We start from the raw sequence: 16,357 nt of genomic DNA, 5'->3' as shown, positions 1-16,357 counted from the left end.
TGCGGCAGAAAGCCGGCATGGCGCTCCAGCAGTGCCTGACGCAACCGCGCACCGCTGAGCCGGCCAACGTCATTGGCTCGGTGGGGCAACCGGGCTGACGCCAACCCCACGCGGCAACCACTCGACCTGTATCTGCCCTTCGAGCGTTGTTTCACGGCGGACAGAAAAGGCATCGGACGATAGAGAGGGGTCGATCTCCAGTTGCACCGATAACCGACGGCCGGTTACCGGTACACCAGCCGCCCGGGCGATCAGAACCTGCCCGGGCACAAGGCGCTCGCTGGCCTCTGCCGGCGCCGAATCCTTGGCGACCAGGTCCACGGACCGGCCGTCAAGGTGGGCATCCCGGACACTCAGGGCAACGGCACCGGCGCCGCCAAACCGAAAGCCCTGCGCACCTCCTGGCGCCCCACTGAACCGTAGCGCCATGGGGACCGGGTCGATACACACTACGTTCAACAGCACCGTACGCTTGCCCAGGGACTGCGGGTTGGCGTGCCCGTCAAACACCTGCCCTTGGCGCAATACACCGTAATCAACCCGCGGCTGGCTTAACGCCAACTGACAGCTGGCGGCGCTGACCTCACTGATCAACAACACCATCACGAACAACAGGCATGGATAGACCCTGCCTGGCGATTTACAGCGCACGACAGGTTGCCGAGGCGGTTTCATACAGTTTTTCATTGGAAGGATCTGGCTCAAGGTTCAGTTGCAACAGGCAGGGTTTCGTGGAGCCCGGCATTTCCACCCTCAGGGTTTGCTGAGGCTGGCTGTCATTCAGGAAGATCAGGCCTTCACCCACCACGCTGGTCAGGAAGGCCTTGTCCTCGCCAAATACCGGGGCGCCCTGGGGTAATGCCCGCCCACTGGCGTCGCGAGCGGTCAACAGCACGCGGCGAGCGCTGATCACCTTGAACTCCACGGTATTGAACGAGCCGCGTGCGGCAGCGAGCGTCTGCGTGCCGTTCTTGAGGTCGACACGCTTGGGCAGGGACTGGGTCTGCACTTCGAGGTGACTGTTGCTGTAGGCCGGCAAGCCAGGAATGACCGCGAAGCCACGGTAATCGGTCCAGACCGGGCCCTGGGGGGTCTCGACTTTGGCGCCTGAGACATTGCCCACCGACAGTAAGCCGAAAGTGTCCTGCACCGCGTAGGGCGAAAAGGTCAGCCCCTGTTCATGGGCCACAATAGCGCCCTGCAATTGCCCGGTGTAGCTGGTGCCCGATGCATCCCGGTTGATTCCCGCACCCACACGGGTGTAGCGCGGCATGACATCGACCCGGCCGTGTACCGCTTGCTGACGATCCGTCAGGTCGCGTTCGGTTCCGACTTCGTAGTCCACATACTCGTTGACTCGTTCCGACAGGGTTGTACCGATATCGGAGCGGCCATTGCGGCGGCTGGCGAAGGAGGTAAGGCGCCGGCTCTCGCCGAAGGGCACGCTGACTTGCAGACGCACCGACACGCCTTCGGAGGGGAGTTCCTCATTGGCGGTGTAACGACGCTTTCGCCGCCTTGACGGGCCGGTCTGCGAATCGGCGATCAGGGCCACATCGACATCCCTGAAGCGCTGGTTCCACGACGCGAACACATGCTCGGCACCCTGCCCGTCAAACTGCTCACTGCGCGAATAGCTAAGGGAGAACCCGCCGAACGTCGGCCCGCCCCAACTCAACCCGACGGTGTACTGGCGATGGAAGCGCGCATCCAGGTCATCCCTGGCCGATGCGCCGGCCTCCAGGACATCGCGATAGCCTCGACTCTGGGTGGTGGCACTCAGGTTAACTTCAACCCCGGCGCCCACTGGGCTGCTCAGCGACAAGGCATTGCGCGTGCCCCCCACGCCACGCACCTGATCCCGGGACACGTTGTGCCGTGCCGCCACCGAAACCCGCTGGAAAAAGACACGACTCAATGTCCCCCCTGCCGCGTGGTATTCATCCGTCCCCAGCAAGCCGAACCCCAGGGCCGTGCCCGCCCCCAGGCCCCAGGTGCCGCTGCCCATCGCCACCACCGGCGGCTCTCGGTCGCTGAGAAGCGTTTCGCGCACCTTGCCCAGGGCAAAGTCAAAGCCTGGCGCAACAGGCACCTGGGCACCGAAGGACGCAGCGGGCACCACAAAACTGCGCTTGCCACCCCGCATGTCGATAACGCTCACGTCTAGGTCACTGGTGCCATTGAGCAGCGGCAGGCCGGTGAGGCTGAACGGCCCTTCAGGCACCAGGGTCGAATAAATCAGCACCCCGGACTGGCGCACCTCGACCCTCGCCTGGCTATGGGCCAAGCCCTCGACCACAACGTCATTAGCGCTCCCCAGGCGTGAAACACCGTCGGGAAAGAGTTGGAAACCCGACAGTTGGAGCCCGCCAAACACCGGGCTCCGGCTGGAGATCTGGCCGACCTGGAAGGTCGATTGCAGGGGCGCGAAATCCCGCTGGGCATAGGCATACACATGCTCGCTGCTGCCCCGGCCATTATCAGAGATATAGAACTGCCGACTGCGCACCACCCAGTTGCCAAGGTTGAACCCCGCCTCGGTATAGGCCGAGACAAACCGGCTGGAATCATTGCGCCCCTGGTTATCGAACCCCAGCACATCGTAATTGAGCAGGGCGGCCGTACCGCCCTGGCTGAAATTGCCCGCCTCCCATTGCGGCTCGCGAAACGACTGCGTGGGCACCACCAGGGACACTTCGTCATTGCTGGGACGCAACCTCACCAGCGTCGCCGGGAACTCGCCAAGGAAGTCATGGCACGCCTGGTCGGCCGTAACACCCGCCTGCAGGACCGTCGACGGCACCCGCAAGCCGGCCTTGTCCAGCAACCCGCGGGTAAAGCACAACTGGCCCTGATAGTCGAAACGGGCATCGACCAGCCCCAATGCGACGCCATTGACCCGCAGCCCGACCACCTGGACACCCTCGCGAAAGCGCGCAGCACTGCGGAAATAATCCGAGACCTTTGGGTCAATGCCGTGGGTGGTCAGGGCCGCCAGGTCAAAGCCGTCCCCCAATTCGAGGGCCAACGCCTCGCCATGAAACCCTGAAAGGGTTGCCAGGCCCATAAACAGCCCCGAACAACAGGCTGCACCGGCCCCCTTGCTCACCGCCCGGTCAAATCCCATGATCGGTCACATCAGCTTTGTAGCTGTCAACACTGAAGCCATACACCGTGGCAGGCTGCAAAACCACCGAGGTAACACCGGCCAGGGAACCCTGGGTGTCGACCGCCAGCACTTCACCCGGCAGGACATAGCTGCGCGGCAGGGTCGCCAGCCGTTTTTCCGGCAGCAACTGCAACTCCAGCGCCAGCCGTACCACATACGCACTGTCGTTGTGGACCGTCAGGCGACTGCCTTGGCGCTTCCACTTCAGCAACTCCCACGGTGCCAGGTGCTTGGCCAACCCCTTGGGGTGCAGGATCAGCGGCAGGTTCTGTCGCAGCGTGATCCCAATGGTCGCCCCTCCGGGGGTGCGGGCCTGAGGAATGCCTTCAAAGGACACACGCTTCAGGCGCTGGGTCTTGAGTGGCGCCCCGACGGTGCTGATAAAGCGGACCAGCTGGGTTTCGCCGGCCTCGACCCGGGTAATTGGTGGCGTGACTATCAGCAAGGGCTCCTGGTCTTCCGGTATGTTTTCGATGACCGAATAAAGCAGTGCGGGCCCCGGGTCTGTGTTCTTGATATTGATCGTTGCTTCACCGTCTTCTTCATTAAGCACGACGACGGTTGTTTCGGGCTGCATACCATCGGCTATCACGATGCCATTTGCGCCAAACAATAAACCTGCACACCACAACAGCGTCACACTTGCTTTCAAAAAACGATTCACCGTGTTTTCTCCGCAACGACCCAAATATTCAGCAAATAAATAATCACCCACGCGAAAGCAGCCGATAAGTTCCGCAAGTACCATGACAACTTCCGTCCCACTATCGGCTGTTTTCTTCGCTTATATGTAGCTAAGTACTAAGGTCGCACGCCCATCCAGGGTGACATCACGCGACAGGTCCAAGTCCTGTGCCTTGTTGATGACCGCTTTTACAGCAATGACACCTGTTAGCTGAGCGATCGCGGCCGGCGTAATCGTTGCACCATTACGCCATGAGTACTGGCTAGGTGCTTGCGCGACTTTGCCATCGCTGCTCTGCCAGGCGCCTTGGCTGATCCGCACGATCGGATTCAACGTAGCGCCTGAAGACCTCAGGTCGCGTAGCGTGACCGAGTACCCGCCCGTACGCCGGGACGCTGTAGCGCCCAGGCCAAAGTTCTGGGCTTCGGTGTAACCACTACCGAGGATGCCAGGCACCTTGCTGGCCGACTGCAAGTCGGTCAGGGCCAGGCCGAACTTGGTCGGCGTGGTGCCACAGTTGACAGACAGCGATGTGGTTTTCTCTTCACGGGGGTTGAAGGCGGTCTGGGACAACTCACCGGAGCGGATGGTCCCGTAGTCGATGATCCCACCCCCCCCCAGGCTGAGATTGCAGGCTGCGGGAACGATCGTGCCACGCACCACCAACTGCGCAACGTTTGTTGCTTGAGCGCCAATACTTGCACCCAAGCAGATAATGCCCATCGTCAAACCTAATACTTTTTTCATGATCAACCTGTCGTTTGTAAGTGTCAGGTATTTTTTATTCAAACCGGGCAGTTCCACCGCCCACAATGAGTTCCTCCATGAAACAAAAAGCCATAAATAAATAACACCACGGCATCATTGCCGAACGACAGTTTCCCTCTTCAACTCACCCAAGAAATATAAGACTAAACCTTGATCCTTGTGAGACTCGTTAAAAACAATTGTCAACCTCACAAACTTCAGAAGTAGTCCAAAACAAGTTATGAACCTTCACAAGTAGATTCACCATGTAGGAAACAGCATAAAAACTCTAAAAAAACCAACTACCTCTTACTTACCTACAGCCCCTGGAATGATGTCATCCGCCATCCAGGAATTTGCCTTACATTTTTTACAAATTTTGATCGAGAGCATGTGTAGGGCAAATCACCGAGCACTGCGCGTTGGCGTCAGCGTTTGATCGTGGCACGATGGCGAGGTTATCGACCGAGATCCCCTACCCATGCCGCAATCCAAAGCCAAGAATCTGTCCCTGATCGCCGCCATCGACCTGGGCTCCAACAGCTTTCACATGGTCGTGGCCAAGGCCCAGAACGGTGAGATCCGCATCCTTGAGCGGCTCGGCGAAAAGGTACAACTGGCAGCCGGGATCGACGACGAGCGCAAGCTCAACGAAGAATCCATGCAGCGCGGGCTCGATTGCCTCAAGCGCTTTGCCCAGTTGATCAACGGCATGCCCCAGGGCGCCGTGCGCATCGTCGGCACCAACGCATTGCGCGAAGCGCGTAACCGGGGCGAATTCATCCGCCGTGCCGAGGAGATCCTCGGGCACCCGGTGGAAGTCATCTCCGGCCGTGAAGAAGCGCGCCTGATCTACCTCGGCGTTTCCCACACCCTGGCCGATACCCCCGGCAAACGCCTGGTGGCCGACATTGGCGGCGGCAGCACCGAGTTCATCATCGGCCAGCGCTTCGAGCCGCTGCTGCGCGAAAGCCTGCAAATGGGTTGCGTCAGCTACACCCAGCGCTATTTCAAGGACGGCAAGATCACCCCGGCCCGCTACGCCCAGGCCTACACGGCGGCGCGGCTGGAGATCATGAGCATCGAGCACGCCCTGCACCGCCTGACCTGGGATGAAGCCATCGGCTCATCCGGCACCATCCGCGCCATCGGCCTGGCCCTGAAGGCCGGCGGCCATGGCACCGGCGAGGTGAATGCCGAAGGCCTGGCCTGGCTCAAGCGCAAGCTGTTCAAGCTCGGCGATGCGGAGAAGATCGACTTCGAGGGCATCAAGCCCGACCGCCGGGCCATCTTCCCGGCCGGCCTGGCGATCCTTGAAGCCATCTTCGACGCCCTCGAACTGCAACGCATGGACCACTGCGATGGCGCCCTGCGTGAAGGCGTGCTCTACGACCTGCTGGGCCGCCATCACCATGAAGACGTGCGTGAGCGCACCCTGGGCTCGCTGATGGAGCGTTACCACGTTGACCTGGAACAGGCGGCACGGGTCGAGCGCAAGGCGCTGCATGCCTTCGACCAGGTGGCTGCGGACTGGGAGCTGGAAGACGGGGTCTGGCGTGAACTGCTGGGCTGGGCGGCCAAGGTCCATGAAGTGGGGCTGGATATCGCCCACTACCATTACCACAAGCACGGTGCGTACCTGATCGAGCACTCCGACCTGGCGGGGTTTTCCCGGGAGGACCAGCAGATGCTGGCGCTGCTGGTACGCGGTCATCGCCGCAATATTCCCAAGGACAAGTTCGCCGAGTTCGGCGCCGAGGGCATCAAGCTGATTCGCCTGTGCGCCCTGCTGCGCTTTGCGATCCTGTTCCATCACATTCGCGGCACCCAACAGATGCCGCAAGTCACCCTGCTCGCCAATGGCGACAGCCTGGATGTGGTGTTCCCCGAAAATTGGCTGGATGAAAACCAGCTGACCCAGGCGGATTTCGCCCAGGAGGCCGAGTGGCTGACGCGGGTGGGTTTCAGCCTGAACGTGCACTGACCCCCTAGGCGTTCTCGGACGACACCGGCGTGCCAGGCAAGAACGCCGGCTCGCGGATGGCCTGCGAGGCCTGTTCATAGCCATGGGCGACCGAGAGCAGCGTGGCTTCACTGTTGCCCGCACCCGAAAAATGCAGCGCCGTCGGCATGCCCTCGTCATCCATGCCCGAGGGCACCGAGATGCCGGGGTAACCGGCAGCGGCAGCAAAGTAGTAACTGTCAGAGCGGAAGTTCGACACGATGGCATCGAGCCTGTGCTCGCTCAGCGGCTTATCGAGGGTGCCCTTGAACACCGGCAGGACGCTCGCCCATAGTTGCTCGCGCTGTTCATCCGTCACCTGCAGGCGGTTGATCTGCTCCAGCAATGCCTGGTCCGGCTCCCCGGCCTGCCTGTCACGCTCATTGAAGGCAATCAGTTCAGCCAACGACTTCACGGGCAACCCTTCCCGGCCAGCCAGGTAGCTGTCCAGGTGGTGCTTGATCCCGGCAAGTAGCGCATCGCTGTATTGATCGTAAGCTTCACGGGAGACCTCCGCATCCAGCCTGCCTATCGGCACCATGACGGCGCCCCTGGACGCCAGCAATGCGATCGCGTCCGCGAAGTGCCGGCGGTCCGCGCGCAAGGCCGGATCCCCGGCCTCCTCAGGCGACAACACAGGCAGCGGCGTGTAGCCAATGCGCTTGCCCTGTAAGGCATCCGGCGTGAGCCCGGCGGTGTAGCCGGTTGTTTCGGTCATGGCATTGAGCGCTTCGCCAGCATCGCGCACGCTGCGCGTAAAGGTGCCCACCGAATCCAACCTTGAACTGGTCATCACCCCCTCGGTACTCACCAGCCCGGCCGTGGTTTTCAGCCCGACCACGCCGTTGTAGGCCGCCGGGGCAATGATCGAGCCATTGGTCTCGATGCCCAGTGCCAGCGGCACCAGGCCCTGGGCGACCGCCACCGCCGACCCCGAACTGGACCCTGCTACCTGCCCTCCCAGTCGATGGGGATTGAGGGTTTGCCCACCACGAGAGCTCCAGCCATCGACCGGTACGCTGGAGCGGAAGTTGGACAGTTCGCTCATATTGGTCTTGCCCACGATCACGGCGCCGGCCTTGAGCAGGTTGTCCACGACCCTGGCGTTTTTGCTCGACGGTGAACCGACCAACGCCCGGGACCCGGCACTGGTGTGCATTTTCCCGCGGGTTTCAAAGACATCTTTCAGGGCAACCGGCACGCCATGCAAAAACCCGCGCACAATACCGCCGGCACGCTCCTGGTCGCGCATGCGCGCCTGCTCACGCGCATCGGGGTTGACCTGCACAAAGGCATTGCCGCCCTGCAAACCCTGATCGATAGTGGCAATACGCCTCAATGCATCGCGCACCAGTGACTCGCAAGTGACTGCCGCCCGAGCCATGTCGGACGACATGGCCTGCGCACTGCGGTAGCCCTTTGGCGGCGAAGCCAGCGCTTCGTATAGCCCCACAGTGCCCAACCCGATACCAACGGATCCCATCATCGAAAATTCCTTAACTGCCCTGTACCGGCTATCGCCTGATAGCCCGAGGTCAGTCTAGGAACCGGAGCCTGGCTCCCCAACCTGGAAAATCTGACAATCCTGTCCGATTTCCCGGTGGCCGATGTAGGCCTAGTCGATATCAGCGAACCGTCAGCACCGGGCTGCCCAGGCGCTCCAGCAAGGTCGCCTGCGCACTGCGCGGGTTCTGGTTGCCGGTCGGGGTGTTGCGCAGGTAGCGCCCGTCCGATTGCAGGCTCCAGCTGTGGGTGTTATCGGTCAGATAGCTCTCCAGCTCCTTCTTGACCCGCATGATCAGCTTCTTGCCTTCCACCGGGAAACAGGTCTCTACGCGCTTGTCGAGGTTGCGCTCCATCCAGTCGGCACTGGACAGGAACATCTGCTCTTCGCCGCCGTTGAGGAAGTAGAACACCCGCGTGTGCTCCAGGAAGCGGCCGATGATCGAACGCACATGGATATTGTGGGACACACCCGCGATGCCCGGACGCAGGCAGCACATGCCCCGCACCACCAGGTCGATACGCACGCCGGACTGGCTGGCCTTGTACAGCGCGCGGATGATCTTCGGATCGGTCAGGGAGTTGAACTTGGCGATGATGTGCGCCGGCTTGCCATCGAGGGCGAACTGGGTCTCGCGGGCAATCATGTCGAGCATGCCCTTCTTCAGGGTAAACGGCGCATGCAGCAGTTTTTTCATGCGCAGCGTCTTGCCCATGCCGATCAACTGGCTGAACAGTTTGCCGACGTCTTCGCACAAGGCGTCGTCGGAGGTCAGCAGGCTGTAGTCGGTGTAGAGCTTGGCGTTGCCGGCGTGGTAGTTACCGGTGCCCAGGTGCGCGTAACGCACGATCTCACCGGCTTCGCGGCGCAGGATCAACATCATCTTGGCGTGGGTCTTGAAGCCCACCACGCCATAGATCACCACCGCGCCGGCCGCTTGCAGGCGGCTGGCCAGTTGCAGGTTGGACTCTTCGTCGAACCGCGCACGCAGCTCGATCACCGCCGTGACTTCCTTGCCGTTACGCGCAGCGTCTACCAGTGCATCGACGATTTCCGAATTGGCGCCGCTGCGGTACAGGGTCTGGCGCACGGCCAGGACGTGGGGGTCCTTGGCGGCCTGGCGCAGCAGGTCGACCACCGGGGTGAACGACTCGAAGGGGTGCAGCAGCAAGATGTCCTGCTTGCTGACCACGCTGAAGATGTTCTCGCTGTTTTGCAGCAGTTTCGGGATCTGCGGGGTGAACGGCGTGTATTGCAGCTCCGGGTGACTGTCCAGGCTGGTGATACTGAACAGGCGCGTCAGGTTCACCGGGCCGTTGACCTGGTACAGCTCGGTCTCGGCCAGGTTGAACTGCTTGAGCAGGTAGTCCGACAGGTGCTTGGGGCAGGTATCCGCCACTTCCAGGCGCACTGCGTCGCCGTAGCGCCGCGAGAACAGCTCGCCGCGCAGGGCGCGGGCCAGGTCTTCCACATCTTCGGTGTCTACCGCCAAGTCGGCGTTACGGGTCAGGCGGAACTGGTAGCAGCCCTTGACCTTCATGCCCTGGAACAGGTCATCGGCGTGGGCGTGGATCATCGACGAAAGGAATACATAGTTATCGCCAGCCCCCCCGACCTCTTCCGGTACCTTGATAATGCGTGGCAACAGGCGCGGCGCGGGGATGATCGCCAGGCCCGAGTCACGGCCAAAGGCATCGATACCTTCGAGCTCGACGATAAAGTTCAGGCTCTTGTTCACTAGCAGCGGGAACGGGTGCGTCGGGTCCAGGCCAATCGGGGTGATGATCGGCGCGATCTCGTCGCGGAAATAGCGACGGACCCAGGTCTTGAGCTTGACGGTCCAGTTGCGCCGACGGATGAAGCGCACCTGGTGCTTTTCCAGCTCCGGCAACAGGATGTCGTTGAGGATGGCGTATTGGCGGTCCACATGGCCGTGCACCAGCTCGCTGATGCGGGCCAGGGCCTGGTGCGGCTGCAGGCCATCGGCGCCGGCCTGTTCACGGGCGAAGGTGATCTGTTTCTTGAGGCCGGCGACACGGATCTCGAAGAACTCGTCCAGGTTGCTGGAGAAGATCAGCAGGAACTTCAAGCGCTCCAGCAGCGGGTAGGACTCATCCAGCGCCTGTTCCAGCACACGGATATTGAATTGCAGTTGCGACAGCTCGCGATGGATGTACAGGCTGCTGTCGTCCAGGTTCGGAATCACCAGAGGCGGTGCCGCCACCACCGGCTCCGCGATCACGACAGGCTGCTCAGGCACAAGCTCCGGCGGGGTTTCGGCGACCTGTTCAACCACCGGGTGCGCATCTTTTACAGCAACGTCTGTGAGTCCTTCGGTATTCATCGAGTGTTCCTGTGAGGGCTATTGTTGCTCTCTAAGCAATTGGGCGGCACGGGCGGCAAAGTAAGTCAGGATGCCATCGGCACCCGCACGTTTAAAGGCGGTAAGAGATTCCAGGACGACACCTTCACTCAACCAGCCATTTTGAATCGCGGCCATGTGCATCGCATATTCACCACTGACCTGATAGACAAAGGTCGGCACCTTGAATTCCTCCTTGACCCGATAAAGGATGTCCAGGTACGGCATGCCAGGCTTGACCATCACCATATCGGCGCCTTCGGCCAGGTCCGCCGCCACTTCGTGCAAGGCTTCGTGGCTGTTGGCCGGGTCCATCTGGTACGAGGCCTTGTTGGCCTTGCCCAGGTTCAACGCCGAGCCGACCGCATCGCGGAACGGGCCGTAGTAGGCACTGGCATACTTGGCCGAATAGGCCATGATCCGCACATTGACATGCCCGGCCAGCTCCAGCGCCTCGCGGATCGCCTGGATCCGACCATCCATCATGTCCGACGGAGCCACCACCTGGGCGCCCGCGGCGGCATGGGACAGCGCCTGCTTGACCAGTGCGTCAACAGTGATGTCGTTCTGCACATAGCCTTCTTCATCCAGGATGCCATCCTGCCCGTGGGTGGTGAACGGGTCCAGCGCCACGTCGGTGATCACCCCCAACTCCGGGAACCGCTCGCGCAGAGCGCGGGTCGCACGCTGGGCAATGCCTTCGGGGTTCCAGGCCTCGGCGGCGTCCAGGGACTTGAGCCCGGCCGGCGTGACCGGGAACAGCGCCAGCGCCGGGATCCCCAGCTCGACCCACTGTGCGGCCTCTTCCAGCAGCAGATCGATGGTCAAACGCTCGACACCCGGCATCGACGCCACCGCTTCCCGGCGATTTTCACCGTCCAGCACAAACACCGGCAGGATCAGATCATCCACCGTCAGGACGTTTTCACGCACCAGGCGGCGAGAAAAATCATCACGGCGGTTGCGGCGCAGGCGGGTAGCGGGAAACAGGCGTTGGGCGGGGGTAAAGCTCACGGCAGACTCCTGAGCCCGGCTTGACGGGCGAGCGTGACAGTTATAAGCGGCCATTATGACGAAGGAATGACAGTTGTGCTTACTCATCCATCCGGCATGCGGCCTGTCGTCTCCTTCATGGTTTCCGTAGGAAATGTTCACTTCGTGACACATCTCGATACTTTCATGAATGTTCGCGAAGGCGTAGGCTGCGCGTTCATTTCGCCAGCACCCAGACAATGCTCCAACAATTTCTGAATGACTTTGGCTACTTTGCCCTCTTCCTGGGGACGTTCTTTGAAGGTGAGACCATTCTGGTACTCGCAGGCTTCCTGGCGTTCCGCGGATACATGGATATCAACGTGGTGGTGGTGGTCGCGTTCTTCGGCAGCTACGCCGGCGACCAGCTCTGGTACTTCATGGGCCGCAAGCATGGGCGCAAATTGTTGGCGCGCAAGCCACGCTGGCAACTGCTGGGCGATCGGGCGCTGGAGCATATCCGCCGGCACCCGGATATCTGGGTGTTGAGCTTCCGTTTTGTCTATGGCCTGCGCACGGTCATGCCCGTGGCCATTGGCTTGTCCGGCTACCCGCCAGGGCGCTACCTGTTGCTCAACGGCATCGGCGCGGCGATCTGGGCGGCAGCGCTGGGCGCGGCGGCCTATCACTTTGGCGCCGTGCTCGAAGGCATGCTGGGCAGCGTCAAGAAGTACGAGCTGTGGGTCCTGGGCGCCTTGCTGGTGCTCGGCCTGGGCCTGTGGCTGCGCCGGCGCATCCGCAACGCCCGCCTGGCCCGGGAAAACTGCGCCGCCGAGCAAGCCCAACTGGCGCAGGCGCAACTGGCCGAGCCGAAAAAGCCCGAGCCTACGACACCCACCGAGTAAGCCGGCCCCGGCAACAGTAGAGGCCGATGACACTGAGCAGGCTGTAGCTGGCCAGCCCCAGCCAGCCCAGCGCGCTGGCCGGCCACAACCCGACCAGCGGCGCCAGCCACACCAGCGGCACGTTCAGCAGCAGCCGCAGCAACTCGGCCTTCACGGCCCATGGGCGGTTCTCCAGTGCCACGCCCAAGGTAAACAGCCCCAACGCCATCACACTCCAGCCCAGCACCAACGCGGCGGTCGGCATACCTTCGCCAAAGTTCATCAGGTAGCTGCCAAAGCCCACATACGCGGCAAATTGCAGGGCGATGTAGACCTGCTGGCGTGTATCGAGGGGCACCTCGAATTTGCGGAACTGGCTCAGGTCCGGCTTGGCCAGCGGGTACTTGGCCTTGACGTCCGCCGGGCGCCAGCCGGTGCGCATGAACCAGATACGCAACTTGTCCCACCCACTTTCGGTACGCCGGGCATCACTCCACAACTGCGCATAGAACTGCAGGTTGGCCCACAGCGGGTTCCAGCTGGCCAAAGGCGTGGTCACGCCAAAGATCACCGGCTCGTTTTCGTCTTCTTCCTGGAACGAACCAAACAGGCGGTCCCAAATAATGAACACCCCACCGTAGTTGCGATCCATGTAGAGAGCGTTCTGTGCATGGTGGGCCCGATGATTGGACGGCGTGACAAAAAACCACTCGAACCAGCCAAGCTTGGGCACATGACGGGTATGCACCCAGAATTGATACAGCAGGTTGAGTGACGCCACACTGATAAAGACCACCAGCGGTACACCGGCCACAGCCAGTGGCAGATAGAAGATCCAGCTCAACAGGAAACCCGTGCTGGTCTGGCGCAAGGCCGTGGTGAGGTTATAGTCCTCGCTCTGGTGATGCACCGAGTGCGCCGCCCACAGGATGTTGCGCTCATGCCCGCAGCGGTGCAGCCAGTAGTAGCAGAAGTCATAGAAGACAAAGGCAAACACCCAGGTCCAGACGCTCTGGGTCGGCAGCTCGAACAGTGCCAGGTGTTGGAGGGCAAAGGCGTAGGTCAGCAGGCCCACGCCCTTGGTCAACAGCCCGGTGGTGGTGGACAACACACCGGTGCTCAGGCTGTTGATGGCATCGGCCACCCGGTAGTTGCGCTCGCCGCGCCAACGGTCAGCCAGCAGTTCGAGCACAATCAGGGCAATGAAAAACGGTACCGCGTAAGGGACGAAGTCCATGGGCAAGTCCGATCAATTATTGTTACATCAAGATTAGGTCGAGTGGTCGGATATCCCATTGGCAATGAGTGACAAATCAGTAGACATTTAACGCCATAAATCAGGAGAAATGCCCATGAGCAAAAAGATTGCAGTGATCCTTTCCGGCTGTGGCGTGTACGACGGCGCTGAAATCCATGAAAGCGTGATCACTTTATTGCGCCTGGACCAACGCGGCGCCGAGGTCCAGTGCTTTGCCCCGGATATTGCCCAGCTGCATGTGATCAACCACCTCACGGGTGCAGAAATGCCCGAGTCGCGCAATGTCCTGGTGGAGTCGGCACGCATCGCCCGGGGCGAAGTGAAGGACATTCGCCAGGCCCGCGAGGAAGATTTCGACGCACTGATCGTGCCCGGTGGTTTTGGCGCGGCGAAGAACCTGTCGAACTTTGCCCTTGAGGGCGCCGGCTGCAGCCTCAACCCGGATGTACTGGCGCTGGCCGAAGCCTTTGCCGAAGCGAGCAAGCCCGTGGGGCTGATCTGTATCTCGCCGGCACTGGCGGCGAAGATCTACGGCCCGGGCGTGGTCTGCACCATCGGCAACGACACCGACACGGCTGCCGCTCTGGACAAGATGGGCGCCACCCACCAGGCGTGCGCGGTCGACGAGATCGTCGAAGACAAGGCGCGCAAACTGGTGAGCACACCAGCCTATATGCTGGGCAAGAACATCAGCGAAGTGGCCTCCGGCATCAACAAGTTGGTGGACCGGGTGCTGGAACTGACCCACGAGCACGACTGAACGGGCGACACCGATCAAACATATGTGGCCTGTCTAGGGGTGGATTTGTGTGGGAGCTGGCTCCCACACAAGCCACACAGTTTGACCGCAAGTACCTTCAGGAAGCCGCCACCCGGCGCTTCTCGGCCAACCGGCTGCGGCTGTACAGCACCACAATCGCAATGATCGCCAGCGCCTGTGCACTCAACGAATACGCATCGGCATGAATGCCCAACCAGTCAAAATCAAAGAACGCCACCGGCCGGGTGCCGAAGATGCCGGCTTCCTGCAACGCCTTGACGCCATGCCCGGCAAACACTACCGACAGCGCGCACAGCAGCGCCGCGTTGATTCCGAAGAACAGCGCCAGCGGCAGCTTCGCCGAGCCACGCAGGATGATCCACGCCAGACCCACCAGCAGCACCAGCGCCGTGGCGCCACCGGCCAATACCGCGTTATGCCCGGCAGGGCCGGCCTGTAGCCACAGGGTTTCGTAGAACAGGATCACTTCAAACAGTTCGCGGTACACCGAGAAGAACGCCAGGACCGCAAACCCAAAACGCCCACCGCCGCCGACCAGGCTGCTCTTGATGTAGTCCTGCCAGGCGGCCGCGTGCCGGCGGTCGTGCATCCACACCCCCAGCCACAGCACCATCACGCTGGCAAACAGCGCCGTGCAGCCTTCCAGCAACTCGCGCTGGGCACCGCTGACGTCAATCACATAGGCCGCCAGGGCCCAGGTCGCCGCACCGGCCAGCAAGGCCAGGCCCCAACCGACGTTGACGCTGCGCACCGCCGACTGCTGGCCGGTGTTGCGCAGGAAGGCGAGGATCGCCGCCAGCACCAGGATCGCTTCCAGCCCTTCACGCAGCAGAATCAGCAAGCCCGAGATATAGCTCAACGACCAGCTCAGGCCGTCGCCGCCCAACAGGCCGGCCGCTTCAGTGAGCTTGCCCTTGGCCACGTCCAGGCGCTGCTGGACCTGTTCGATCGGCAATCCATCCTGCAACGACTGCCGATACGCCATCAGGGCCTTCTCGGTGTCCTTGCGCACGTTGGCATCGACGTTATCCAGGGAGCTCTCCACCAGCTCGAAACCTTCCAGGTACGCCGCTACCGACAGGTCGTAGGCCTGTTCGTGCTCGCCGCCGCGGAATGCCGCCAGGCTTTTATCCAGGGTGGCGGCGGTGTACGCCAGCAACTGCGCCGGGCCACGCTGGACCTGCGGCGGCTGCGCGCGCTGGGCGCGGAACACCCGGACCGCGTCCGGCCCTTCGGCGGCCAGCACTTCTTCCGGGGTCTGGCGGGCCAGGTCGGCCAGGTTGAAGGATTTTTCGCTATTGGCTGCCGCCGGGTCAGCAGTGAAGCCGGCGATATAGGTCGCCAGGTCCCAGCGCTGACGGTCATCCAACTGGTCGGCGAACGACGGCATATCGGTGCCTTCGACGCCCAGGCCCAGGGTGTTGTAGATGCCATACAGGCTCAGGCGGTCCAGGCGCTGCGCATCGCGCAGGTTGGCCGGTGGCGGGGTCATGCCGACACCCGCCGGGCCATCGCCCGCCCCGGCGTCACCGTGGCATACCGAGCAGTGCTGGGCATACAGCGGCGCGCCGCGGGTCGGGTCGGGGGTAATGGCCGGTGCCTGGCTCACTTCATAGGCCGCCGCCAGTTGCGCCCCCAGTTGCCGCGCCTGGCGCGCTACCACGCCGCCATCCTGGTGGGTGGTGACGGCGGCCAACAACGCAGCGACGCCTTTGACCAGGCTTGCGCGCTCAGGCTTGTCCGGCAGTTGCGCCACTAGGCCCTGCAACACACCGAGGAATTCCACCTGCTCACGGTACTCGGACTCATCGACCACCTTGCCCGCCTCCACCGTCGGCGGATAGTCAGCGCCAATGTAGTCCAGTAAATGCAGGGCCTGGGGCGCACCGTCTGCAGTGGCCGCCAGCAGGTTGAAGCTGCACAACACCAACGCCGGCAACAACAGCCAGGCGAGAAAACGGGAAGGGGCAGTCATGAATGACTCTCAAATGGA

General features: G+C 62.0%; 12 protein-coding genes. 3 read left to right on the top strand and 9 right to left on the bottom strand.

Annotated elements, in window-relative coordinates; all coding sequences use genetic code 11:
- Window positions 1–69: 69 nt before the first annotated feature.
- The 4 genes from AC07W7_RS07910 to AC07W7_RS07895 are packed head-to-tail and all read right to left on the bottom strand — an operon-like array spanning window position 70 to window position 4,601.
- On the bottom strand, window positions 70–675 hold the full coding sequence (locus AC07W7_RS07910; RefSeq protein WP_495039049.1) for a DUF1120 domain-containing protein: 606 nt from the start codon (window positions 673–675) through the stop codon (window positions 70–72).
- The gene (locus tag AC07W7_RS07905; protein ID WP_495039048.1) at window positions 641–3,067 is read right to left on the bottom strand and encodes a fimbria/pilus outer membrane usher protein; all 2,427 of its coding nucleotides are present in this window, start codon (window positions 3,065–3,067) and stop codon (window positions 641–643) included. The genes AC07W7_RS07910 and AC07W7_RS07905 overlap by 35 nt, the downstream gene beginning before the upstream one ends.
- 49 nt (window positions 3,068–3,116) lie before the next feature.
- Window positions 3,117–3,917 carry a fimbria/pilus chaperone family protein gene (locus AC07W7_RS07900; RefSeq protein ID WP_495039047.1) on the bottom strand — a complete coding sequence of 267 codons (801 nt, stop codon included), beginning with the start codon at window positions 3,915–3,917 and terminating at the stop codon, window positions 3,117–3,119.
- A 36-nt stretch (window positions 3,918–3,953) separates the two neighbouring features.
- Window positions 3,954–4,601, bottom strand: coding sequence for a DUF1120 domain-containing protein (locus AC07W7_RS07895; protein WP_169866214.1), 648 nt, complete (start codon window positions 4,599–4,601; stop codon window positions 3,954–3,956).
- 481 nt (window positions 4,602–5,082) lie between these two features.
- Here AC07W7_RS07895 and ppx point away from each other — a divergent pair, with 481 nt between their 5' ends.
- On the top strand, window positions 5,083–6,585 hold the full coding sequence (ppx, locus tag AC07W7_RS07890) for an exopolyphosphatase (RefSeq protein WP_099168556.1): 1,503 nt from the start codon (window positions 5,083–5,085) through the stop codon (window positions 6,583–6,585).
- Window positions 6,586–6,589: 4 nt separating this feature from the next.
- Here ppx and AC07W7_RS07885 read toward each other — a convergent pair whose 3' ends face one another.
- From AC07W7_RS07885 to hemB, 3 genes are all read right to left on the bottom strand, one after another.
- Window positions 6,590–7,999: an amidase family protein gene (locus tag AC07W7_RS07885; RefSeq protein ID WP_495039093.1), complete on the bottom strand. Its 1,410-nt coding sequence runs from the start codon at window positions 7,997–7,999 to the stop codon at window positions 6,590–6,592.
- A 229-nt stretch (window positions 8,000–8,228) separates the two neighbouring features.
- Window positions 8,229–10,451, bottom strand: a complete 2,223-nt coding sequence (gene ppk1, locus AC07W7_RS07880; protein ID WP_076964236.1) for a polyphosphate kinase 1 — start codon at window positions 10,449–10,451, stop codon at window positions 8,229–8,231.
- 18 nt (window positions 10,452–10,469) lie between these two features.
- Window positions 10,470–11,483, bottom strand: coding sequence for a porphobilinogen synthase (hemB, locus tag AC07W7_RS07875; protein ID WP_099168554.1), 1,014 nt, complete (start codon window positions 11,481–11,483; stop codon window positions 10,470–10,472).
- A gap of 218 nt (window positions 11,484–11,701) precedes the next feature.
- On the opposite strand from hemB, the gene AC07W7_RS07870 reads away from it, so the two are divergent.
- On the top strand, window positions 11,702–12,346 hold the full coding sequence (locus AC07W7_RS07870) for a DedA family protein (RefSeq protein ID WP_076964238.1): 645 nt from the start codon (window positions 11,702–11,704) through the stop codon (window positions 12,344–12,346).
- Here AC07W7_RS07870 and AC07W7_RS07865 read toward each other — a convergent pair.
- Window positions 12,327–13,562, bottom strand: a complete 1,236-nt coding sequence (locus AC07W7_RS07865; RefSeq protein ID WP_495039046.1) for a sterol desaturase family protein — start codon at window positions 13,560–13,562, stop codon at window positions 12,327–12,329. The genes AC07W7_RS07870 and AC07W7_RS07865 overlap by 20 nt on opposite strands.
- A 115-nt stretch (window positions 13,563–13,677) precedes the next feature.
- On the opposite strand from AC07W7_RS07865, the gene elbB reads away from it, so the two are divergent.
- The gene (elbB, locus tag AC07W7_RS07860; protein WP_099170010.1) at window positions 13,678–14,343 is read left to right on the top strand and encodes an isoprenoid biosynthesis glyoxalase ElbB; all 666 of its coding nucleotides are present in this window, start codon (window positions 13,678–13,680) and stop codon (window positions 14,341–14,343) included.
- 97 nt (window positions 14,344–14,440) lie between these two features.
- Here elbB and AC07W7_RS07855 read toward each other — a convergent pair whose 3' ends face one another.
- The gene (locus AC07W7_RS07855) at window positions 14,441–16,339 is read right to left on the bottom strand and encodes an FTR1 family protein (RefSeq protein ID WP_169902179.1); all 1,899 of its coding nucleotides are present in this window, start codon (window positions 16,337–16,339) and stop codon (window positions 14,441–14,443) included.
- Window positions 16,340–16,357 lie beyond the last annotated feature (18 nt).

The organism is Pseudomonas sp. GW821-FHT01D09 (genome assembly GCF_059422465.1).
Note: the sequence above shows the minus strand (reverse complement) of the source record. Positions and strands in the feature narration are given on the sequence as shown.

Bases quoted from the DNA above. Each gene is read 5' to 3' on its own strand.
- AC07W7_RS07910 (WP_495039049.1), bottom strand. From the start codon at position 675: ATGAAACCGCCTCGGCAACCTGTCGTGCGCTGTAAATCGCCAGGCAGG.
- AC07W7_RS07905 (WP_495039048.1), bottom strand. From the start codon at position 3,067: ATGGGCCTGGCAACCCTTTCAGGGTTTCATGGCGAGGCGTTGGCCCTC.
- AC07W7_RS07900 (WP_495039047.1), bottom strand. From the start codon at position 3,917: ATGGTACTTGCGGAACTTATCGGCTGCTTTCGCGTGGGTGATTATTTA.
- AC07W7_RS07895 (WP_169866214.1), bottom strand. From the start codon at position 4,601: ATGAAAAAAGTATTAGGTTTGACGATGGGCATTATCTGCTTGGGTGCA.
- ppx (WP_099168556.1), top strand. From the start codon at position 5,083: ATGCCGCAATCCAAAGCCAAGAATCTGTCCCTGATCGCCGCCATCGAC.
- AC07W7_RS07885 (WP_495039093.1), bottom strand. From the start codon at position 7,999: ATGTCGTCCGACATGGCTCGGGCGGCAGTCACTTGCGAGTCACTGGTG.
- ppk1 (WP_076964236.1), bottom strand. From the start codon at position 10,451: ATGAATACCGAAGGACTCACAGACGTTGCTGTAAAAGATGCGCACCCG.
- AC07W7_RS07870 (WP_076964238.1), top strand. From the start codon at position 11,702: ATGCTCCAACAATTTCTGAATGACTTTGGCTACTTTGCCCTCTTCCTG.
- AC07W7_RS07865 (WP_495039046.1), bottom strand. From the start codon at position 13,562: ATGGACTTCGTCCCTTACGCGGTACCGTTTTTCATTGCCCTGATTGTG.
- elbB (WP_099170010.1), top strand. From the start codon at position 13,678: ATGAGCAAAAAGATTGCAGTGATCCTTTCCGGCTGTGGCGTGTACGAC.
- AC07W7_RS07855 (WP_169902179.1), bottom strand. From the start codon at position 16,339: ATGACTGCCCCTTCCCGTTTTCTCGCCTGGCTGTTGTTGCCGGCGTTG.